The sequence below is a fragment of the Halomonas halophila genome (genome assembly GCF_030406665.1).
Classification (GTDB): Bacteria; Pseudomonadota; Gammaproteobacteria; order Pseudomonadales; family Halomonadaceae; genus Halomonas; species Halomonas halophila.
Window position 1 is genome coordinate 1,208,185 of record NZ_CP129121.1, and the last position, 19,871, is coordinate 1,228,055.

The window sequence follows — 19,871 nt, forward strand, 5'->3', positions numbered from 1 at the left end:
GCTTCAGGCCAGGGGAGGGGCGCCGGGCACGATTTCGGCGTCGCTCGCCGCAGGTGATGGCATCGCGGAGCGCTTTGTACCAGAATGGTCGCTGCGCAGGGAAACAATGTTTCCTAACTGGAGAAAGCCTCATGAAGACCTTGCTGATGCCCGTCGCCGCGGCCTGCCTCGTGGCCGCCGCCAACGCTCAGGCCCAGAGCCCGATGACCTATCAGCCGAGCCCCTACGTGGGCGGTGATGCCCTGTTCTGGGAACTCGACCCTGACGGCCCTGCCGGCGATCGCGACAGCACCGGCCTGCGCCTGCGCGCCGGTGTCGCCTTCAACGACTACTTCGCCCTGGAAGGGCATCTGGGGACCGGCGGCTCGGACGGTGGCCTGGAGCTGGATTACCTCGCGGGTGGCTATGCCAAGGGCATGCTGCCGATCACCTCACGCTTCAAGCTCTACGGCCTGCTGGGCGCCACCGAGGTGGAGTTCGACGGCGCGGAGTCCGAGAGCGGCGTGTCCTACGGCGGCGGCGCCAGCTATGCGCTGATGCCGAACCTCTCGCTGGGTGCCGACTACATGCGCTATCTGGACGAATCGCACTACGACTTCGATGCCGTGAGCCTGGGCGCCACCTACCACTTCTGACGACCTGGAGCGGTGCTCCCTGTCCCGACGCTTCCCGCGCACGCCCTCGCCCATGGCGGGGGCGTGATGCGTCATGGTCTGTGTTTCCGAGGCCACACACGGCACGATGACACCTGATGGCGCGAGCCACTGCCCTATCCTGAGGCGGCCGCCATCTCGTGGTGCAAGCCCGTCGTTCGCTCCGGGCGTCGCGCCACGGGCCGGCCCCGCCACCGCGCTGCCCGCAGCCAGTCTGGCACGTTACCTGCAAGGCCTTGGCGAACGAGGTCACCAAAGGTGCTGCCATGACCGCTTCTTCCTCCCGCCACGGGCTCCTCGGGGCGCGGCTGCTCTTCACCGATCTGGACGGCTCGCTGCTCGATCACGAGACCTATGACTGGTCGCCGGCCGCCGGGTGGCTGGACCGGCTGCGCGAGGACGGCGTGGCGGTGATCCCGGTAACCAGCAAGACTCGTAGCGAGCTGCTGACCCTGCGTCAGACCCTGATCCTCACGAACACGCCCTTCGTGGCCGAGAACGGCGCGGTGGTGGGGCTGCCTGCCGCCTGGTGCCATGCCCGCCTGGAGCGATCGCCGGGCCCCGACGGGCTGGTGATCAGGACGCTGGGCGTCGATATCGGCTTCATTCGCCAGCGTCTCGCCGTGTGGCGGGAGCGCCTGGACGTTCGCTTCACGCCGATGAGCGAGATCCCGCTGGACGATCTGGTCGCCTTCACCGGCCTCGATGAGGCGCAGGCGCGCCTGGCACGGATGCGCGAGGGCAGCGAGCCGCTGATCTGGCACGACGACGGTGATCGCCTCGAGGCCTTCCGCGCAGGACTCGCCGGCGACGGCCTGCGCCTGGTTCGGGGTGGGCGCTTCTGGCACGCCACGGGGGAATCGGACAAGGGGCAGGCGGTGAACTGGCTCGCCGAGCGCTACGAGGCTCTGCGCGGCGTGCGCCCCTTGACCCTGGCGCTGGGCGACGGGCCCAACGACATCGCCATGCTCGAGGCGGTGGACCAGGCGGTGGTGATCCGCGGCCGCCACGGGTTGCAGGTATCGCCGCATCAGCCCGCGCTCTACCGCAGCCGGGAAAGCGGCCCGAGCGGCTGGGTCGAGGGGGTGGAGCACTGGTGGGGGCGAGGGGGGCGCCGGCCCGGGCCGGAAATGAGCCAGTCCAGCACCGATAACGATGACACGGGGAGCGTCAGCCCATGAGCGATTTCCACCAGAACGGCATCATCACCGATTTTCACAATCTGACCCGTCGGCCGGTCGAGGCCCTCGAGGACGATCTGGTGCGCTTCGCGGCACAGCGGCCGATGAGCCTGATCCTGCCCTCGCTGTACTCCGAGCTGGAGGGGCCGGCGCTGGCGAATATCGTCGACGAGCTGGCCAGGGTGCCCTATCTGGCCGAGATCGTGATCGGCCTCGACCGGGCCGATCGCGACCAGTTCGACCGGGCCCGCGCGTTCTTCTCGCGGCTGCCCCAGCGCCATCGCATCCTGTGGAACGACGGCCCGGGGCTGCGCGCCCTGGACGCCGAGCTGGAAGCACAGGGCCTCGCGCCCCAGCAGCCGGGCAAGGGGCGCAACGTCTGGTACTGCGCCGGCTACGTGCAGGCTTCCGGGCGCAGCGAGGCGGTGGCGCTGCACGACTGCGACATCCTCACCTACGACCGCGGCATGCTGGCGCGGCTGTTCTATCCGGTCGCGCATCCCTACTTCAACTACGAGTTCTGCAAGGGCTACTACCCCCGCATCGCCGACGGGCGGCTCAACGGTCGGGTCTCGCGGCTGATGGTCACGCCGCTGCTGCGCGCGCTCAAGCAGATGTTCGGGCCGCTGCCGTACCTCGAGTACCTGGACTGTTTCCGCTATCCGCTGTCCGGCGAGTTCGCCATGCGCACCGAGGTGCTCGATGGCATCCGCATTCCCGCCGACTGGGGCCTGGAGATCGGCGTGCTTTCCGAGGTCCATCGCCACTACACCACCCGGCGGCTGTGTCAGGTGGATCTCGCCGACAGCTACGATCACAAGCATCAGCCGGTCTCGGAGGAGGACGCCTCCGGCGGGCTCAATCGCATGAGCCTGGATATCGCCAAGGCGCTCTACCGCAAGCTGGCGACCCAGGGGGTGACCTTCAGCGCCGAGGGCTTCCGCACCTTGAAGGCCACCTACTATCGCATGGCGCTGGACCTGATCGAGGCCTACGACCACGACGCGCGGATGAACGGCCTGAGCCTGGACCGCCACAGCGAGGAGCGGGCGGTGGAGCTGTTCGCCACCAACCTGCTCGAGGCCGGCGGCGTCTTCCTCGACAATCCCGGCGAGCGTCCCTTCATTCCCAGCTGGAACCGGGTGCGGGCGGCCATCCCCGACCTGTTGCCGCGCATGGCCGAGGTGGTGGAAGCCGATAACGCCCCGGACTGAGGTCGGTAGCCGGAAGCTTGAAGAGCGGCGCTTCGCGCCTGGAAGCTGGAAGAAGAACCACCCCCATTGGCTTGCCATGGGGGCGGTGTTCTTTGCGCTGTCTGCCAGCTTATGGCTGATGTACCAGCCACAGGGCGCCGTAGGGCGGCAGGCTATGTTCCGCCTGCCAGATCTCGCCGTCGAGCCGGTTCCGCCACACGCCCTTGTTCAGATCCTCCAGCGCCAGCGGCTGGGGGCGGTCGGTGACGTTGTGGATCGCCAGAAGCCGGCGCCCGTCGTCCAGCGGGCCGCGCTCGACGACCAGCAGCGACGTCGGCGTCTCGATCACCCGCTGCGGCACGTCGGGATGGAAGCAGGGCTCGTCGCGGCGGACCTCGAGCAGCAGCGTCAGCGCCGTGAAGGCCTGGTGGGTCGAGGTGTGCGGGCTGTCGAGCAGCCGCTCCAGGGCACCACGGTCCCAGCGGTGGCGATTGATCGAGCGCAGCCGGCCGCTGCGTTCCATGCCTTCGATGTCGTTGAGGGTGCCGGTCAGCGCGTGCAGATACAGCGCCGGGATGCCCTTGAGGCCGAGCATCAGCTGCTGGCTGCACAGGAAACGCGGCATCTGCCAGGGGTCCGCGCCGCGTCTCGTGCCCTTCATGGCGTCGAACCAGGTGATGTTGATCTCGTAGGGCGAGTCCTCGCCGTCGTCCTTGGTACGCATGCTGACGAAGCCGCCGAAGCGGTGCATCAGCTCGAGCAGCGCCTCGACCTCGTGGTGGGGCAGCCAGCCCTCCAGCGGGCGTACGCCGATGCCGTCGTGGCTGGCGGTAAAGTTGAGGAAGCTGCAGCCCGGCGGCAGCTCGGGCAGGCTGCGCAGCCAGGCCGCCAGGGTGCCGGCCTCGCCGCTGGTAAAGGTGTGCAGCAGCAGCGGCGGCAGCGGGAACTGATAGACCAGGTGCGCCTCGTCCGGCGGCGTGCCGTCCTTTTCGAGCCTCTCAAGACCGAAGTAGCTGATGTTCTCGCGGTGCGGCACGTTGGTCTCGGTGAGGATCAGCGTGCCCGGCGCCACGTGATCGGCGATGGCGCGCAGCAGCCGCACGACCTCGTGGGTCTCGGGCAGGTGGATGCAGGAGGTGCCGACCTTCTTCCACAGGTAGGCGATGGCATCCAGGCGGATCACTCGCGCGCCCTGGCAGAGGTAGAACAGCAGGATACCGACGAACTCCAGCAGCACGTCGGGGTTGGCGAAGTTCAGGTCGATCTGATCCTCGGAGAAGGTCGCCCACAGGTGACGGGGCCCGCGGCGGGTCGGCACCTTGACCAGCAGCGGCGAGCTGCGTGGCCGCACCACCGCCGAGAGGTCGGTCTCGGGATCCATCTCGATGAAGTAGTCGCGCCCCGGCTGGTTGCCGCCGAGATAGTCGGCGAACCACAGCGATTCCCGTGAGACGTGGTTGAGCACCAGGTCGACCCCCAGATCGAAGCGACGGGAAAGGCGGCGGACCTGGGGCCAGTCGCCGAGTTTGGGATCGACCTCGCGGTAGTGGATGACCGAGAAGCCATCGTCGCTGCTCCAGGGGAAGAAGGGCAGCAGGTGCACGCCGCTGAAGGTCTCTCCGAGGCGGCCGGCGACGAAGTCGTCGAGGACGTCGAGCGGTGGCTGCTCGCCGTCGACCAGGCTGTCGCCGTAGGCGATCAGCCACTGGTCGCGTTCACTCCACAGCGGACGGGCGGGCGGTGCCTCACCATCCGGGGGCGTCATGGGGGCCTGATGCGCCAGCAGGGTGAACAGCCGGCGCAGCACCTCGTCGGCGCGGGGGCCGTAGAGCATCGTCAGGTGGCGATGGGCGCGCTCATGGAAGGCCTCGGCGCCAAGTGGCGTCGAAAGGGAGGGTGCCGGCATGGCGATCGCCTCTCGTTGGGGGTTTCCTTAAGCATGCAGGCCGCGTGCCAGCTGTCCATGCTGGCGGTGTCGTGCCCGGCGTCATCACCGCTTGAGTCTATAGCGGCTAGAGGCTCTAGGCTGATGCCATGTTTCGATGACGAGCCCCGAGGAGGTCAGGATGGCGCAAGACGCCGCGCAGGAAGCCGAAAAGGGTGCACTCCAGCGACACCAGTGGCGCGTGGAAGGCATGGACTGTCCGAGCTGCGCCGGCAAGATCCGCGGCGCGCTGGAGCGTCTGGATGGCGTGGCTGACGTGAAGGTCTCGGTCATGCAGGGCTCGCTGGCCCTCGATCTGGATACCGGCCGCACGGCGCCCGAGGACGTGGCGTCGCTGGTCGAGCGGTTGGGCTATGGCGTTCGGCGCCAGTCGGCGCAGGACGATGCCGAGGCGCCTTCGGGCGCCGGCTGCTGTGCCGGGCGCGATCATGCCGATCATTTCCGTCGGGGTGATGACGCCTCGCCCCGGCGCTGGCATGCCACCGCCAAGGGGCGGCTGGTGCTGGCCACCGGGGTGGCGCTCGGCGTGGCCACGCTGCTGCGCTTCACCGTCGGTGCGGAGATCGCCCACTGGGCCTTCCTGGCGGCCTGCCTGATCGGACTGGCGCCGGTCGCTCGCCGTGCGGTGAGTGCGGCGCGGGTCGGCATGCCGTTCACCATCGAGATGCTGATGACCCTGGCCGCCGGCGGTGCGCTGATCATCGGCGCCGCCGAGGAGGCGGCCATGGTGGTGCTGCTGTTCGCTATCGGCGAGATCCTCGAGGGCGTGGCCGCGGACCGGGCCCGCTCGGGCATCCGCGCGCTGGCCGATCGGGTGCCACGCGAGGCACGCCTGGAAGTCGCCCCCGGCGAGACGCGCACGGTGGATGCGGCACATCTGGCGGTCGGCCAGGTGGTGGTGGTGCGCCCCGGCGACCGCATCCCCGCCGACGCCACCATCCTCGAGGGCCGCTCGTCGATCGATGAGTCGCCGGTGACCGGCGAGTCGGTGCCGCGGGACCGGGGCGAGGGCGACGAGGTGTTCGCCGGCTCGATCAACCATGACGGCGTGCTGCGGCTGCGCGTGGCCCGGCCGCCCGAGGACAACACCATCGCACGCATCATCCGGCTGGTGGAGGAAGCCCAGGAGGCGCGGGCGCCCACCGAGCGCTTCATCGACCGCTTCAGCCGCGTCTACATGCCGGCGGTGGTCGGCCTGGCGGTGCTGGTGGCCGTGGTGCCGCCGCTGGCGTTGGGCGGCGAATGGGGCGAGTGGACCTATCGCGCCCTGGCGCTGCTGCTGATCGGTTGCCCCTGCGCGCTGGTGATCTCGGTGCCGGCATCGATCGCCTCGTCGCTCTCCAGCGGCGCCCGGCACGGGCTGTTGCTCAAGGGCGGTGCGGTGATCGAAGCCGCCGCCCGCACCGAGGCGGTCGCCTTCGACAAGACCGGCACCCTGACCGAGGGCCGGCCGCGGGTGACCGATGTGGTGCCGGCAAGCGACGCCGTGGCCGTGCAGGACTTGATCGCCCTGGCCGCGGGCCTGGAGCGCGACGCCAGCCATCCGCTGGCGCAGGCGGTGGTCGCCCATGCGGAGGCGCAGCAGGTCGCGGCCTCAAGGGTCAGCGAGGCCCGGGCGGTGCCGGGGCAGGGCGTCGAGGCGCTGATCGAGGGCCGCCGGGCCTTCGTCGGCGCGCCGCGCCACGTGGCCGATCGCGGCACGCTGGCCAAGGCGCTGGCCGCGCGAATCGAGGAACTCGAGGCCGAGGGCAAGACGGTGATCGTGGCGGTCGAGGACGGCGTGGCGCTGGGGGCCATCGCCCTGCGTGACGAGCCGCGGCCCGATGCCGAGGCCGGCGTGCAGGCGCTGTCGGCGCTGGGCGTGCGCTCGGTGATGCTGACCGGCGACAACGATCGCACCGCCGCGGCCATCGCCGGGCGCCTCGGCATCGAGCGTCGCGCCGGGCTTATGCCGGAGGGCAAGGTCGAGGCGATCCGTGAGCTGGCCGGCCATGAGCGGACGATGATGATCGGTGACGGCATCAACGACGCCCCGGCGCTGGCCAGCGCCCAGGTGGGCGTGGCCATGGGCTCGGGGACCGACGTGGCGCTGGAGACCGCCGACGGCGCGCTGCTGCGCAACCGGGTGGGCGACGCGGCGGCGCTGATCCGGCTGGCGCGGGCGACCATGGCCAACATCCGCCAGAACATCGCCATCGCCCTGGGGCTCAAGGGGCTGTTCCTGGTCACCACCGTGCTCGGCATCACCGGGCTGTGGCTGGCGATCCTGGCCGACACCGGCGCCACCGTGCTGGTCACGCTCAACGCCCTGCGGCTGCTGCGCTTCGCGCCGGGCGGGCGTGACTCGACGGAAGACAACGAGGCCGTTGCTCCCGTGCCCGCGGCAAACTGAACCCGTCTGGCCGCATGAAAAACGCCGCGCCGGCATGCAGCCGGCGCGGCGTTCTGCATCAAGGCGGGAGGTCAGACCTCCTTGTACAGCTCGGCGCCCTGGTCGCGGAACTTCTCGGCCTGTTCGGCCATGCCGCGCTCCACCGCGGCGCGGTCGCCTTCGAGGCCGTTGTCGGCCGCGTAGTCGCGAACCTCCTGGCTGATCTTCATCGAGCAGAACTTGGGCCCGCACATGGAGCAGAAGTGGGCCACCTTGGCCGAGTCCTTGGGCAGGGTCTCGTCGTGGTACTCGCGGGCGGTGTCCGGGTCGAGGCCGAGGTTGAACTGGTCCTCCCAGCGGAACTCGAAGCGTGCCTTCGACAGGGCATTGTCACGGCGCTGGGCGGCCGGGTGACCCTTCGCGAGATCAGCAGCATGCGCGGCGATCTTGTAGGTGATGATGCCGGTCTTGACGTCGTCCTTGTTGGGCAGGCCCAGGTGCTCCTTGGGGGTCACGTAGCAGAGCATGGCGCAGCCGTACCAGCCGATCATCGCCGCGCCGATGCCGGAGGTGATGTGGTCGTAGCCCGGCGCGATGTCGGTGGTCAGCGGCCCGAGGGTGTAGAAGGGCGCCTCGTCGCACTCGCGGAGCTGCTTGTCCATGTTCTCCTTGATCAGGTGCATCGGCACGTGACCGGGGCCCTCGATCATCACCTGGACGTCGTGCTCCCAGGCGATGCGGGTCAGCTCGCCCAGGGTCTCGAGCTCGGCGAACTGGGCCTCGTCGTTGGCGTCGGCCACCGAGCCCGGGCGCAGGCCGTCGCCCAGCGAGAAGGCGACGTCGTAGCGCTTGCAGATCTCGCAGATCTCCTCGAAGTGCTCGTAGAGGAAGCTTTCGCGGTGGTGGTAGAGGCACCACTTGGCCATGATCGAGCCGCCGCGGGAGACGATGCCGGTGGTGCGTCTAGCGGTGAGCGGCACGTAGCGCAGCAGCACGCCGGCGTGGATGGTGAAGTAGTCGACGCCCTGTTCGGCCTGCTCGATCAGGGTGTCGCGGAACACCTCCCAGGTCAGGTCCTCGGCCACGCCGTTGACCTTCTCCAGCGCCTGATAGATGGGCACGGTGCCGATCGGCACCGGGGCGTTGCGGATGATCCACTCGCGGGTCTCGTGGATGTTCTGCCCGGTGGACAGGTCCATGATGGTGTCGGCGCCCCAGCGGATACCCCAGGTCATCTTGTCGACCTCGTCCTCGATGGACGAGGTGACCGCCGAGTTGCCGAGGTTGCCGTTGATCTTCACCAGGAAGTTGCGGCCGATGATCATCGGCTCGGATTCCGGGTGGTTGATGTTGTTGGGGATGATGGCGCGGCCGGCGGCCACCTCGTCGCGCACGAACTCGGGGGTGATCTCCTCGGGCAGGCGGGCGCCGAAGGCCTCGCCCGGGTGCTGGTGGCCGAGGATGCGCTCGACCTCTTCGGTGCCCATCGTCTGGCGCTTCTGGTTTTCCCGAATGGCGATGAATTCCATCTCGGGGGTGACGATGCCCTGGCGCGCATAGTGCAGCTGGGTGACGTTCTTCCCTTCCTTGGCCCGGCGGGGCGTGCGGGTCAGCTCGAAGCGCAGTGGGGCCAGCATGGGGTCGTTGGCGCGGCGGCGGCCGTACTCCGAGGTCGGGCCGTCGAGGAACTCGGTGTCGTCGCGGGCCTCGATCCAGTCGCGGCGCAGCTCGGGCAGGCCGCGGCGCAGGTCGATGTCGGCCTCGGGGTCGGTGTAGGGGCCGGAGGTGTCGTAGACCAGCAGCGGCGGGTTTTCTTCATCTGCGCCGGAGGTGCGGGTTGGTGACAGGCCGATCTCGCGGAAGGGCACGCGGATATCGGGTCGCGAGCCTTCGACGAAGACCTTGCGCGAGCCGGCCAGCGGGGCCACGGCGGCGGCGTCGACGCGGGCGTTCTCGTTGAGGAAATGGATGGTCTTGCTCATGGTCGTGCTCCCTTGGCTTGAGTGGTTCGTCAGGGAGGACCGTCGGGGAGGACAGGGGCGGCCGACGCCGAGGCGCCGCCGCGTGTCGCTTGATCCCTACGCTGGTCCTAGCCAGTTCAGGTTCAACGGGATCCATGCTCCGGCGCCTCGCGCCGCATGATCTCAGCCGTCTTCAACGGCACCCCGTCAAGCGTGGTGGTGCCCGCCGCTGGGCGGGCCGTGTCATTGCCTTTCTTCTTCCTACCTACTTTTTTTCTATCGTGGGCCAGGGGCCGAGCTGGCGCGGTGCTAGCCGAGCGCCGGGGGCAAGACAAAGCGAGGGTTTTTGCCATGGGTGAGGCGATCCTCGCCGAACGGGCTGGCCATGGATGGCCAGCACTGGTCCTGCAAACGGAGCAGGATGCGAGAGTGCCGCAGGGCAAAAGTTAGCGCCCAGGGATGGGTTCACAGCGCCTCGCGTGGTCTTGTCGCCGGAAAAGCTCGGCAGTCAAGGAGGTGGAGCTCAGTCCGCGCGATCCAGCCCCATCTGCCAGAAGTCGATCTCCAGCCGGGTAGCGTCGCGGAACAGCCGCGCCAGCTGGTCGAAGCGCGCCGGCGTCACCTCGGCCAGGCGCGCGTCCAGCCAGGCGATCTCGGCGTGCATCGCCCGCTGGAAGTCGTCGCCCTGATACATGGCGATCCAGGCGTCATAGGGGTTGGCGTCGCCGCGCACGGTGAACGGCTGCGCCTCGAGCCAGTTGGCGATCTCGCCGTAGCCCACCAGGCAGGGGGCCAGCGCCACGCGCAGGTCGAGCAGGTCGCCGCGGCTGCCGGCGTCGAGCACGAAGCGGGTGTAGGCCAGGGTAGCGCGGGCCTCGGGCAGCGCCGCCAGGTCGTCTTCGGTGATGCCCCAGTCGCGACAGAAGCCGCGGTGCAGGTCCAGTTCGACGTCGAGGATGGTCTTCAGGCCGTCGAAGGCCTGGCGCAGCTCGTCGAGGTCGCGGCTCTTGTAGGCGGCCAGGGCGTAGGCGCGGGCGAAGTGGATCAGGAACAGGTAGTCCTGCTGCAGGTAGTGGCGGAAGGCGTCCGCCTCGAGCGTGCCGGCGCCCAGGGCGCGGACGAAGTCGTGCTCGGTGTAGGCGCGCCAGTCGGCCTGGCAGGCGGCGGTGAGATCACTGAAGCGACGGCCCATCTTGCCTCCGATTCCGATGAGAGCGGATGCCGGAGGGTGCGCACGGGCGTAGCGGAGGCGGTGAGGGAGAGCCGGGACACAAGGAGGGCGCGCCGGCCCGCCGCCTGATTCCCTACGCCGGTTCACGTGCGGCGCGTGCCACACCCACCCGGATCAGGTTCCACGGGACCAGCGCTGGGCTCTGTCTCGAACGTGTCGAGCACGAACCTGCGCCATCTCAGCCGGTTCCACCGGCACCCCGTCAAGCGAATGGGCCGAGTCTAGCAGCTTGGCGGGCAGTTGCCATAGCCCGGTCTGGAAACGACTTCCAATGGCGTGGTCAGGCACTCAGTAGACGCGGAAGCGCTTCCAGTCGGCGCGGCCCTCGAGTTCCTCGGGGGTCTTGCGATAGCGCTTGTATTCCCACTGGTACTGGACCGGATCCAGGGCGATGGCGGCCTCCACGCAGGCATTCACGCCGGCGGCCGAGGTGGTCTCGTCGCTCGAGTAGACGCGCTCGTCGGCGGCCAGGAAGTGCAGCGCGAAGCCGCGGCCGCGAACGCGCTTGGCCACGCCGGTGACGACCCGGGCCTCGGTGCGGGCCACCAGCTTGGGCAGCAGGGTGGCGGTATAGGCCTGGCGGCCGAAGAAGGGCGCGAACACGCCGCTGCCCCAGCTCGGCGTCTGGTCCGGCAGGATGCCCACCGTCTCGCCGCGCTTGAGCGCCTTGAGCAGCGCCGCCACGCCGCGCGGATTGGTCGGCACCAGCTCGGCCCCGCGCCGCTCGCGGCCGCCGCGGATGATCGGGTCCAGCGGAGCGAGCTTGGGCGGCTCGTACATGGCGGTGAAGGGGAAGTGCCCGGACAGCCAGAAGTTGAGCACCTCCCAGTTGCCGAAGTGGGGTGCCAGCACGATGACGCCTCGCCCCTCGGCGCGGGCCTCGTCGAGCAGCTCGCGGCCGTGGACCTCGAGAATGCTGGCCTCGACCCGGTCCGGCTCGCCCATCCAGGCCAGGCCCAGCTCGAGCATGGTGGCGCTGGAGTGGACCAGGCTGCGCCGCGCCAGGCGGCGGCGCTCGGCCTCGGGGCGGTCGGGATAGGCCTGGGCCAGGTTGATGCGGGTCACCCGGCGCTCGCGCCGGCTGCCGAGCTGCACCAGCGGGCCGGTCATGCGCGCCAGGCGCCACAGTGAGGCCGGCCGCCAGTTGGCGAGGGCGCGCCACAGGCCGGCGATCAGCCGCGCCTGAAAGCGCCCCTGGGTGTGTTGCGTGTCGGCCATGGATCAGATCAGCCAGGTATCGACGTTGTCGGGGGCGCGCTTCTCCTGCAGGCCCTTGAAGCCCTTGACGCAGCGGATGATCATCCACACCGCCAGCGCGATCAGCAGCGGGAAGCCGATCACGACCAGGGTCAGCAGCGAGGCCAGGGCGGCATAGACGAGGCCGATCCAGAAGGTGCGGATCTGGTAGCGGTAGTGCTCGTCGAGCCAGGCCGGGCCCTTGCCGCGGTATACGTAGGCGATCACCACGCCGATGATGCCGGTGAAGCCCACCACGAAACTGGCCAGGTAGAGGGCGTAGACGACCATGGCCATGGTGGTATCGGGGGTGCGGGCGTCGTCGGCGACCACGGCGTCGTGGCGCGCGGGATCATGCTCGTTCATCGGTCGTCCTTGAAAGCGTGGATATCGTGCCGCTCATGATACTGGCCTGCGTTGGCGATGCCACCGTATGCCATCGGCGACGCCGGCAAGAGCCTTCAGCCAGGTTGGTAAAAGCCTTCAGCCAGGTCGGCATAAGTCCTCGGCGATGTCGCCTGATCCCTCAACGCCTGGGGCGGCTGATCTCGAGCAGGTTGCCGTCGGGGTCGCGCAGGTAGAGAGACTCGATCTCGCCGGTGGCACCCTGGCGGCTGACCGGCCCCAGCTCGACCTCGATGGAGAGCGCCTCGAGGTGGCGCTGGACCTCGTCGAGGGGCAGCTGGCTGCGCAGGCACAGGTCGAGGCTGCCCGGGGTGGGCGTGGCGGCCCGTGGCTGGATATCGGTGGCGGTCCAGTGCAGGCGCAGGGCCATGTCGCCGAGCATCAGGTCCACGCGCTCCTGATCGCGATAGCGGACGTCCAGCCCCAGTACCCGGGTGTAGAAGTCCACGGCGCGGGAAATATCGGTCACGGTGATGACCAGGTGGTCCAGACCTGACAGCATGCATGCCTCCTGAAAGTGAGTCCTGCCACAGAGAATACGATGATGCCGACCTGTCCGCTATGCGCATCCACCGACCACGCGCCCTACCATCGCGATGCGCGACGCGATTATCGCCGCTGCCGGCGCTGTGCGCTGGTGTTCGTGCCGGCCCATCAGCGCCTCGGGCCGGCGGAGGAGAAGGCGGTCTACGACCAGCACGAGAACTCCCCCGACGATCCCGGCTATCGTCGCTTCCTGTCGCGGCTGTTCGAGCCGCTGGCGGCGAAGCTCTCGCCCGGCGCCCGCGGGCTCGACTTCGGCGCCGGCCCGGGGCCGACGCTGTCGGTGATGTTCGAGGAGGCCGGCCACCCGATGGCGATCTATGACGCCTTCTACGCGCCGGACGCGGCGGCGCTCGAGCGCACCTACGATTTCATCACCTCCACCGAGGTGGTCGAGCATCTGTTCGCGCCCGGCGCCGAGCTCGAGCGCCTGCTCGGTCTGCTGGCGCCCGGCGGCTGGCTGGGGCTGATGACCAAGCGGGTGCCGCCAAGCGTGGAGGCGTTCGCCGGCTGGCACTACATCCTCGATCCGACCCACGTCTGCTTCTTCGATGAGGCGAGCTTTCGCTGGCTCGCCGAGCGCTGGCAGCTGACGGTGAGCTTCCCGGCCGGCGACGTCGTATTGCTGCAGAAGGCGTGAGGTCGCTTCGTTCGATAACACGCTGTTATCGTCATCGAAGTGTCGCGAAAAAGCCTGCCAGGGAGGATTGGCGGCGCCCGTGACCGGGCGTATATTCGTGCGCGAATTCCCGCCACCGCCGTCCCCGGCGGTGGCCTTTTCTCGCGGCTCGTCGGAGGCCTTCGCACATGTCACGCCAGCTGTTGCTCATGGCCCTGGGGCCGCTGCTCGGACTCTTCATCCTGGGCATCGGCAACGGCTTTCTGACCACGCTCACCACCCTGCGGCTGGACGCCGCCGGGGCCTCGTCGCTGGTGATTGGCTGGGTGTCCTCGGCCTACTTCATCGGCCTGGGCTTGGGGGCGATGGTCAACGACCGCCTGCTGCTGGCGATCGGCCATATCCGCGCCTACGGCAGCTTCGCCTCGCTGCTGGCGGTGTCGGTGCTGCTGCAGGGCATGTCCGCCGACCCCGTGGCCTGGTTCGCCCTGCGTCTGATCGCCGGCTGGGCCACGGTGGGCGTTTTCCTGGTGATCGAGAGCTGGCTCTTGACCGCCGGCGACGACCGGGTGCGCGGGCGCCTGCTGGCGATGTACATGATCGTGGTGTTCGCCGCCGGGGCGATCGGCCAGCTGCTGTTCGGCCTGACCCGCGGCATGGCGCCCGCCGAGCCCTTCATGCTGATCGGCCTGCTGGCCTCGCTGTCGGTGCTGCCCATGGCGATCATCCCGCGGGTCACGCCGCTGCTGGAGAAGGCCGAGCCGCTGTCGCCGCTGCGCCTGATCACCCTGACGCCCACCGGCGTGATGGGCAGCTTCGGCTCCGGCATCGCGGTGGCGGCGGTCTATACCCTGCTGCCGCTGTACCTGCAGCGCAGCGGCGTCGGCGGCGATCGCGTCGGCCAGCTGATGGCGCTGGTGGTGCTCGGCGCCATGTGTCTGCAGTACCCGGTGGGGCGCTGGTCGGATCGCCACGACCGCCAGCTGGTGCTGATCGGGCTCGGTGGCTTCTGCGCGCTGATCTGCGCCGGCATCCTGCTGTTGCCGCTGCCGCCCTGGGGGCTCGCCGCGCTGCTGTTCCTGCTCGGCGGCGGGGTGTTCTCGCTGTATCCGGTGGCGGTGGGGCACGCCGCCGACCGCGCCCCGGCGGGCGCGCTGGTGCGCATGAGCCAGGGCCTGCTGCTGATCAACGCCATCGGCGCGACGCTGAGCCCCTCGGCGATCGGCCCGGTGATGACGCTGGTGGGTGACGGCGGGCTGTTCTGGTCGCTGGGCGCGCTGGGCGTCGGGCTGGTGGCCTTCTTCGCCTGGCGGCGCAGCGTGCGCCCGGCGCCGGTGCCGGTGGCGCCGTTCTCGCCCGCCACGCCGCTCAGCGCCGCCGAGCTGGCGGTCACCGAGGAGTGGGTGCAGGGCGCGCTGGAGCACGAGCACGTCGAGGATCTGTCCGAGGCGGTGCCGGACGTCGAGGTGGCCGAGCCGCTGGTCGGCCCGCCGCCGCCGGACGAGCCGCATATCGTCTACTACGATGACGCGGCGCCGGCCGAGGTGGATCCCGCGTCCGACGCCGCTAGTGCCGACGAGCAGGATCGAAGGGCGACCTACGGCTAATGGTTCATCAGCCGTCGTGAATCTAGTCTCGCCGGAACGTCCTGTTTTCGAGGTGCCCCGATGACGCCCTATACGCCGCCGCTTCGCGATGTCCGCTTCGTGCTCGAGGAACTGCTCGAGCACGGCTCGCTCTCTCTGCCCGGCTTCGAGGAGATCGGCCCCGAGCTGGCCGACGCCGTGCTGGAGGAGGCCGGCCGGCTGGCCGGCGAGGTGTGGGCGCCGCTCAACGCCGTCGGCGACCGCCAGGGCTGCCGGCGCCGCGAGGACGGCGGCGTCACGCTGCCCGAGGGCTTCGCCGAGGCCTACCGGGCCTACGCCGAGGGCGGCTGGAACGGCATCGGCGTCTCCGCCGCCCACGGCGGCCAGGGCCTGCCGGAGACCGTGGCCAGCGCGGTGCAGGAGATGCTGCACGGCGCCAACATGGCGCTGGGCCTGTGCCCGATGCTCACCGCCGGCGCCATCGAGGCGCTGGCCCGCCACGGCAGCGAGGCGCAGCAGGCGCGCTACCTGCCGCCGCTGGTGGAAGGCCGCTGGACCGGCACCATGAACCTCACCGAGCCCCAGGCCGGCTCCGATCTCTCCCAGGTGCGCACCCTGGCCGTGCCTGATGACGACGCGTCCGGTCGTTACCGCCTCAGGGGCCAGAAGATCTACATCACCTGGGGCGAGCACGAGGCCGCCGAGAACATCCTGCACCTGGTGCTGGCGCGCACCCCGGACGCTCCCGAGGGCAACCGGGGCATCTCGCTGTTCCTGGTGCCCAAGTATCTGGTGGAGGACGACGGCAGCCTCGCCGAGCGCAACGATGTGACCTGCACCGGGCTCGAGCACAAGCTCGGCATCCACGGCTCGCCGACCTGCTCGCTGAGCTTCGGCGAGGGGCGGGGCGAGGAAAGAGGCGAGGCTGAGGGGGCTATTGGCTATCTGGTCGGCGAGCTCGGCCGCGGGCTCAACCACATGTTCACCATGATGAACGAGGCCCGCCACAAGGTCGGCATCCAGGGCATCGGCGTCGCCGAACGCGCCTGCCAGCAGGCGCGCAGCTACGCCCTGGAGCGGGTGCAGGGCCGCCGCGACGGCGCGCCCTGCGTCATCGCCGAGCATCTGGACGTCAGGCGCATGCTGCTGTCGATGCGCGCCCGCACCGATGCGCTGCGCGCCCTGGCGCTGACCTGCGCGGCGCAGATGGACCGGGCCCGCCACGCCCTGGATGAGGCCGAGCGCCAGGCCGCCCAGGCGCGGGTCGAGGTGCTGATCCCGGTGGTCAAGGCGTTCTCCACCGATCAGGCGGTGGAGATCGCCTCGCTGGGCGTGCAGGTCCACGGCGGCATGGGCTACATCGAGGAGACCGGCGCCGCCCAGCTGTTGCGCGACGCGCGCATCGCGCCCATCTACGAGGGCACCAACGGCATCCAGGCGCTGGACCTGGCCGGCCGCAAGCTGGCCCGCGACGGCGGCGCGGCGCTGAGCCGGCTGACCGACGAGATCGATGCCACCGCCGAGGCGCTCGCCGTCAGCCCCGAGCTGCGCCCGCTGGGCGAGAGCCTGGCCGGCGGCGTGGCCGATCTGCGCACCGCCATGGGCCTGGTGCTGGCCCGGGGCGCCGATCCCGAGCGCGGCGCGGACGCCGTTCAGGCCTGTGCCACGCCGTTTCTTTCCCTGGCCGGCCATGTGCTGTGTGCCTGGCAGCTGGGCCGTTCGGCCCTGCGCGCCGAGGCCGCGCTGGCCGACGGCAGCGGTGACGCCGACTTCTATCGCGCCAAGCTCGCCGCGGCGGAGTTCGGCCTGCGCCAGTGGCTGCCGGAGGGCCGCGCCCGGCTGGCGGCGATCGAGGCCGGCATGGGCGGCCTGGCGGCGCTGAAGCCCGGGCATCTCTGAGCCCGGCGCAGGGCGCGAGCCTGCCAGCGTGATGTCAGCGCAGGCGGGCGTGACTCGACCGCGACACACGACCGGTGCATGCTGATCCGAGTGCCCGCCGGGCGTGATCGGCGGGCGGGTCCACCCAAGCGAAGGAGAGGCAGCGATGAGTCAATCACCGATCGGCGTCGTGGGCGCCGGCACCATGGGCCAGGGCATCGCCCAGGTGCTGGCGACCGCCGGCTTAACGGTCCGCCTGTTCGACGTGGCCGAGGAGGCGCTCGAGCGCGCCCGGGCCGGCATCGACAAGGGGCTCGGCAAGCTGGTGGCCAAGGAGCGGCTGAGCGAGGACGCGCGCGCCGACGCCCTGGCGCGGCTCCGCGGCACCACCGAGCTTGCGACCCTGGCCGACTGCGAGGTGATCATCGAGGCCGCGCCGGAGAATCCCGAGCTCAAGGAGCGGCTGTTCCGCGACCTCAGCGCGCTCGGCGATGACATCATCCTGGCCTCCAATACCTCCTCGCTGTCGCTTACCCGGCTGGCCGGCGTCTGCGAGTGCCCCGAGCGGGTGGTGGGCATGCACTTCTTCAACCCGGTGCCGGTGCTCAAGCTGGTCGAGGTGATCCGCGCCGAGCAGACCGGCGACGCCACCGTGGCGCGCGTCGAGGCGCTGGCCGAGGCGCTGGGCAAGACCGCGGTGCGGGTGGGCGATTCGCCGGGTTTCGCCGTCAATCGTCTGCTGGTGCCGATGATCAACGAGGCGGCCTTCCTGGTGCAGGAGGGCGCGGCCACGCCGGAGGCGGTGGACCAGGCCATGCAGCTCGGCGCCGCCCATCCCATGGGCCCGCTGGCGCTGGCCGACCTGATCGGCCTGGACGTGTGCCTGGCGATCATGGAGGTGCTGCAGGAGGGCTTCGGCGATCCCAAGTACCGGCCCTGTCCGCTGCTGCGTCGCATGGTCGATGCCGGCTATCTGGGCCGCAAGAGCGGGCGCGGCTTCCACGTCTACGACGGTGCCTGACCCCCGACCAAAGCCGCGATTGTCGCTCTACCAAGCGTTCGCTAGGGTGAGGGCGTTGCGTCTTTCCCGATATCACGAGACGAGGAGCCATCATGAGCGAGCAGGCGATCGAGGTGCAGGACGAGGGCGGCGTGGTCCGTCTGACCGTCAACCGTCCCAAGGCGCTCAACGCCCTGAACAGTGAGGTGATCGCCGCCTTGGCGGCGGCGCTCGACGATCTCGAGGCCCGCGGCGACCTGCGCGCGGTGCTGATCACCGGTGCCGGCGAGAAGGCCTTCGTGGCCGGCGCCGACATCACCGAGATGCGCGACAAGAGCGCCGTCGAGGCTCGCGACTTCGCCGGCCAGGCCCAGGCCACCCTGAAGCGGCTCGAGGCGCTGCCGGTGCCGGTGGTGGCGCTGGTCAACGGCTTCTGTCTGGGCGGCGGCTGCGAGCTGGCGCTGGCCTGTGACTGGGCGGTGGCCAGCGACAATGCCGTGTTCGGCCAGCCGGAGGTGCTGCTGGGGGTGATTCCGGGCTTCGGCGGCACCCAGCGCCTGCCGCGCCGCGTCGGCCCGGCCATGGCGCTGGACCTGGTCACCACCGGGCGCAAGATCGACGCCAGCGAGGCCCTGCGCATCGGCCTGGTCAACCGGGTGATGCCCCAGGCCGAGCTCGAGGACTACGCCGCCGAGCTGACCAGGCAGCTCGGCGGCAACGGCCCCCAGGCGGTGCGCGGCGCCAAGCAGGCGGTCCACGACGGCCTGGACCAGGACCTGGACAGCGCCCTGGCGCTGGAGACCAGCCTGTTCGCGCTGTGCTTCGCCGGCGACGAGCAGCGTGAAGGCATGAGCGCCTTCGTCGAGAAGCGCAAGCCGAACTTCTGAGCGCCGCCCCCTTCCTGCGAAGCATCGACGGCCGTGGCGGTGACGCCACGGCCGTCTTGTGTCTGTGGTGTCAGTCCAGGCGTCGGTCGCGGCGCCTGGCCGGGCGCGCCGGCCAGCCGAGGCGCAGCATGCCGGTGGCGATGGCGGTGCCCGCGAGGGTGATGGCCATGCCGGCCAGGATCTGCAGGCTCAGCGTCTCGTCGAGCAGCACATAGCCCCACAGCAGGGCGCTGACCGGCACCAGGAAGGTCACGGTGGAGGTCGCGGTGGCCCCGGCACTGGCGATCAGCCCGAAGTAGAGCAGGAAGGCCAGGGTGGTGCTGAAGGCCGCCAGCGCCAGGCCGTTGGCCCAGCCGAGGCCGCTGATCGGGGCCTCGGGCCACAGCCACAGGCCCGGCAGCAGCAGGATCAGCCCGGACATGGCGCAGCTGCCGGCGGCCAGCACGCGCACCGGCAGGTGGGACAGGTAGGTCTTGGAGTAGTTGGTGGCGATGCCGTAGCAGAAGGTGGCGCCGAGCACCGCGAGGATGAACCAGCCGTCGCCGCCCAGGGCGAAGTCCAGCCGATCCGCGGACAGCACATAGACCCCGAGGAAGGCCAGCGCCAGGCCCAGATACTGGCGCCGCGACACCGGCGTGGCGAAGAACAGCGCGCCGAGCAGGGCGGTGAACAGAGGCGTGGTGGCGTTGATCAGCGAGGTGAAGCCGGCCTCCAGCCGGGTGGTGGCCAGCGCCAGCAGCGAGAACGGCAGCACGTGGTTGACCAGCCCCAGCAGCATCAGCCGACCGGCGTTGTCCCGCACCAGGCGCAGGTAGCGCACGCCGAGCAGCAGCGGCAGCATCAGCAGCGCGCCCACGCCCATGCGCACCAGGATCAGCGGCACCGGGCCGAACTCGGGCACCGCCACTCGCATGAAGATGAACGACATCCCCCACAGCGAGGAAAGCAGGATCAGGCGGAGGGTGTCGGCCGGGCTCATGGCGGTGTCCAGGTGGCGAGCGGGAAGAAGGTGTCATGGCAGGGTAATCGCCCGTCGGTCGGCGGGGAAGGGCGTGGACATTCGCGTCTCACCTCCGCCGTGGTCGATGGAAGGAGGGCGCGTGCCGGCGGCTTGATCCAGCGCAATCCCGGTTCGGCGAGGCTGTGCTGTGATGAGAGGAGGTTCCTTGCCTCGGGAGAACT

General features: G+C 70.0%; 16 protein-coding genes and 1 riboswitch. Of the genes, 9 read left to right on the forward strand and 7 right to left on the reverse strand.

Annotated elements, in window-relative coordinates; all coding sequences use genetic code 11:
- Nucleotides 1–131: 131 nt before the first annotated feature.
- The 3 genes from QWG60_RS05470 (at nt 132) to QWG60_RS05480 (ending at nt 3,048) form a co-directional block, all read left to right on the forward strand.
- The gene (locus QWG60_RS05470; protein ID WP_107181595.1) at nt 132–635 is read left to right on the forward strand and encodes a porin family protein; all 504 of its coding nucleotides are present in this window, start codon (nt 132–134) and stop codon (nt 633–635) included.
- A gap of 284 nt (nt 636–919) precedes the next feature.
- A complete protein-coding gene (locus tag QWG60_RS05475) occupies nt 920–1,834 on the forward strand; it encodes an HAD-IIB family hydrolase (RefSeq protein ID WP_146909178.1) in 915 nt (304 codons plus the stop codon).
- Nucleotides 1,831–3,048: a glycosyltransferase family protein gene (locus QWG60_RS05480; RefSeq protein WP_107182539.1), complete on the forward strand. Its 1,218-nt coding sequence runs from the start codon at nt 1,831–1,833 to the stop codon at nt 3,046–3,048. Before QWG60_RS05475 ends, QWG60_RS05480 begins: the two co-directional genes overlap by 4 nt.
- Before the next feature lie 109 nt (nt 3,049–3,157).
- Here QWG60_RS05480 and QWG60_RS05485 read toward each other — a convergent pair whose 3' ends face one another.
- Entirely contained in the window at nt 3,158–4,933 is a 1,776-nt protein-coding gene (locus tag QWG60_RS05485) for a sugar phosphorylase (protein ID WP_146909180.1), read from the reverse strand.
- Between the two features lie 160 nt (nt 4,934–5,093).
- Here QWG60_RS05485 and QWG60_RS05490 point away from each other — a divergent pair, with 160 nt between their 5' ends.
- Nucleotides 5,094–7,364 (forward strand): heavy metal translocating P-type ATPase, encoded by a 2,271-nt coding sequence (locus QWG60_RS05490; protein ID WP_146909183.1) that lies wholly within the window; start codon nt 5,094–5,096, stop codon nt 7,362–7,364.
- A 71-nt stretch (nt 7,365–7,435) separates the two neighbouring features.
- On the opposite strand, the gene thiC is transcribed toward QWG60_RS05490, so the two are convergent.
- The 5 genes from thiC to QWG60_RS05515 all read right to left on the reverse strand — a co-directional run bounded on the left by thiC (nt 7,436) and on the right by QWG60_RS05515 (nt 12,678).
- The gene (gene thiC, locus QWG60_RS05495) at nt 7,436–9,325 is read right to left on the reverse strand and encodes a phosphomethylpyrimidine synthase ThiC (protein ID WP_146909185.1); all 1,890 of its coding nucleotides are present in this window, start codon (nt 9,323–9,325) and stop codon (nt 7,436–7,438) included.
- A 76-nt stretch (nt 9,326–9,401) separates the two neighbouring features.
- Nucleotides 9,402–9,521: riboswitch (TPP riboswitch) on the reverse strand.
- 306 nt (nt 9,522–9,827) lie between these two features.
- Nucleotides 9,828–10,496 (reverse strand): thiaminase II, encoded by a 669-nt coding sequence (tenA, locus tag QWG60_RS05500; RefSeq protein ID WP_146909187.1) that lies wholly within the window; start codon nt 10,494–10,496, stop codon nt 9,828–9,830.
- A gap of 327 nt (nt 10,497–10,823) precedes the next feature.
- Nucleotides 10,824–11,753 (reverse strand): lysophospholipid acyltransferase family protein, encoded by a 930-nt coding sequence (locus QWG60_RS05505; RefSeq protein ID WP_107182534.1) that lies wholly within the window; start codon nt 11,751–11,753, stop codon nt 10,824–10,826.
- A 3-nt stretch (nt 11,754–11,756) separates the two neighbouring features.
- The gene (locus QWG60_RS05510) at nt 11,757–12,137 is read right to left on the reverse strand and encodes a DUF4870 family protein (protein ID WP_035597382.1); all 381 of its coding nucleotides are present in this window, start codon (nt 12,135–12,137) and stop codon (nt 11,757–11,759) included.
- Between the two features lie 160 nt (nt 12,138–12,297).
- Nucleotides 12,298–12,678: a VOC family protein gene (locus QWG60_RS05515; RefSeq protein WP_046079940.1), complete on the reverse strand. Its 381-nt coding sequence runs from the start codon at nt 12,676–12,678 to the stop codon at nt 12,298–12,300.
- 39 nt (nt 12,679–12,717) lie between these two features.
- Between QWG60_RS05515 and QWG60_RS05520 the strand changes: the two genes are divergently transcribed.
- The 5 genes from QWG60_RS05520 to QWG60_RS05540 all read left to right on the forward strand — a co-directional run bounded on the left by QWG60_RS05520 (nt 12,718) and on the right by QWG60_RS05540 (nt 18,689).
- Nucleotides 12,718–13,359 (forward strand): class I SAM-dependent methyltransferase, encoded by a 642-nt coding sequence (locus QWG60_RS05520; protein ID WP_046079941.1) that lies wholly within the window; start codon nt 12,718–12,720, stop codon nt 13,357–13,359.
- Nucleotides 13,360–13,526: 167 nt separating this feature from the next.
- Nucleotides 13,527–14,945, forward strand: coding sequence for an MFS transporter (locus QWG60_RS05525; RefSeq protein WP_246124681.1), 1,419 nt, complete (start codon nt 13,527–13,529; stop codon nt 14,943–14,945).
- Nucleotides 14,946–15,005: 60 nt separating this feature from the next.
- Nucleotides 15,006–16,823 (forward strand): acyl-CoA dehydrogenase, encoded by a 1,818-nt coding sequence (locus QWG60_RS05530; RefSeq protein ID WP_146909189.1) that lies wholly within the window; start codon nt 15,006–15,008, stop codon nt 16,821–16,823.
- Nucleotides 16,824–16,968: 145 nt separating this feature from the next.
- Nucleotides 16,969–17,823 carry a 3-hydroxyacyl-CoA dehydrogenase NAD-binding domain-containing protein gene (locus QWG60_RS05535; RefSeq protein WP_146909191.1) on the forward strand — a complete coding sequence of 285 codons (855 nt, stop codon included), beginning with the start codon at nt 16,969–16,971 and terminating at the stop codon, nt 17,821–17,823.
- Nucleotides 17,824–17,915: 92 nt separating this feature from the next.
- Complete coding sequence (locus QWG60_RS05540; protein WP_146909194.1) at nt 17,916–18,689, forward strand: enoyl-CoA hydratase-related protein; 774 nt, start codon at nt 17,916–17,918, stop codon at nt 18,687–18,689.
- Between the two features lie 70 nt (nt 18,690–18,759).
- Here QWG60_RS05540 and QWG60_RS05545 read toward each other — a convergent pair whose 3' ends face one another.
- The gene (locus tag QWG60_RS05545; protein ID WP_107182530.1) at nt 18,760–19,668 is read right to left on the reverse strand and encodes a DMT family transporter; all 909 of its coding nucleotides are present in this window, start codon (nt 19,666–19,668) and stop codon (nt 18,760–18,762) included.
- Between the last annotated feature and the right edge of the window lie 203 nt (nt 19,669–19,871).

Bases quoted from the DNA above. Each gene is read 5' to 3' on its own strand.
- QWG60_RS05470 (WP_107181595.1), top strand. From the start codon at position 132: ATGAAGACCTTGCTGATGCCCGTCGCCGCGGCCTGCCTCGTGGCCGCC.
- QWG60_RS05475 (WP_146909178.1), top strand. From the start codon at position 920: ATGACCGCTTCTTCCTCCCGCCACGGGCTCCTCGGGGCGCGGCTGCTC.
- QWG60_RS05480 (WP_107182539.1), top strand. From the start codon at position 1,831: ATGAGCGATTTCCACCAGAACGGCATCATCACCGATTTTCACAATCTG.
- QWG60_RS05485 (WP_146909180.1), bottom strand. From the start codon at position 4,933: ATGCCGGCACCCTCCCTTTCGACGCCACTTGGCGCCGAGGCCTTCCAT.
- QWG60_RS05490 (WP_146909183.1), top strand. From the start codon at position 5,094: ATGGCGCAAGACGCCGCGCAGGAAGCCGAAAAGGGTGCACTCCAGCGA.
- thiC (WP_146909185.1), bottom strand. From the start codon at position 9,325: ATGAGCAAGACCATCCATTTCCTCAACGAGAACGCCCGCGTCGACGCC.
- tenA (WP_146909187.1), bottom strand. From the start codon at position 10,496: ATGGGCCGTCGCTTCAGTGATCTCACCGCCGCCTGCCAGGCCGACTGG.
- QWG60_RS05505 (WP_107182534.1), bottom strand. From the start codon at position 11,753: ATGGCCGACACGCAACACACCCAGGGGCGCTTTCAGGCGCGGCTGATC.
- QWG60_RS05510 (WP_035597382.1), bottom strand. From the start codon at position 12,137: ATGAACGAGCATGATCCCGCGCGCCACGACGCCGTGGTCGCCGACGAC.
- QWG60_RS05515 (WP_046079940.1), bottom strand. From the start codon at position 12,678: ATGCTGTCAGGTCTGGACCACCTGGTCATCACCGTGACCGATATTTCC.
- QWG60_RS05520 (WP_046079941.1), top strand. From the start codon at position 12,718: ATGATGCCGACCTGTCCGCTATGCGCATCCACCGACCACGCGCCCTAC.
- QWG60_RS05525 (WP_246124681.1), top strand. From the start codon at position 13,527: ATGTCACGCCAGCTGTTGCTCATGGCCCTGGGGCCGCTGCTCGGACTC.
- QWG60_RS05530 (WP_146909189.1), top strand. From the start codon at position 15,006: ATGACGCCCTATACGCCGCCGCTTCGCGATGTCCGCTTCGTGCTCGAG.
- QWG60_RS05535 (WP_146909191.1), top strand. From the start codon at position 16,969: ATGAGTCAATCACCGATCGGCGTCGTGGGCGCCGGCACCATGGGCCAG.
- QWG60_RS05540 (WP_146909194.1), top strand. From the start codon at position 17,916: ATGAGCGAGCAGGCGATCGAGGTGCAGGACGAGGGCGGCGTGGTCCGT.
- QWG60_RS05545 (WP_107182530.1), bottom strand. From the start codon at position 19,668: ATGAGCCCGGCCGACACCCTCCGCCTGATCCTGCTTTCCTCGCTGTGG.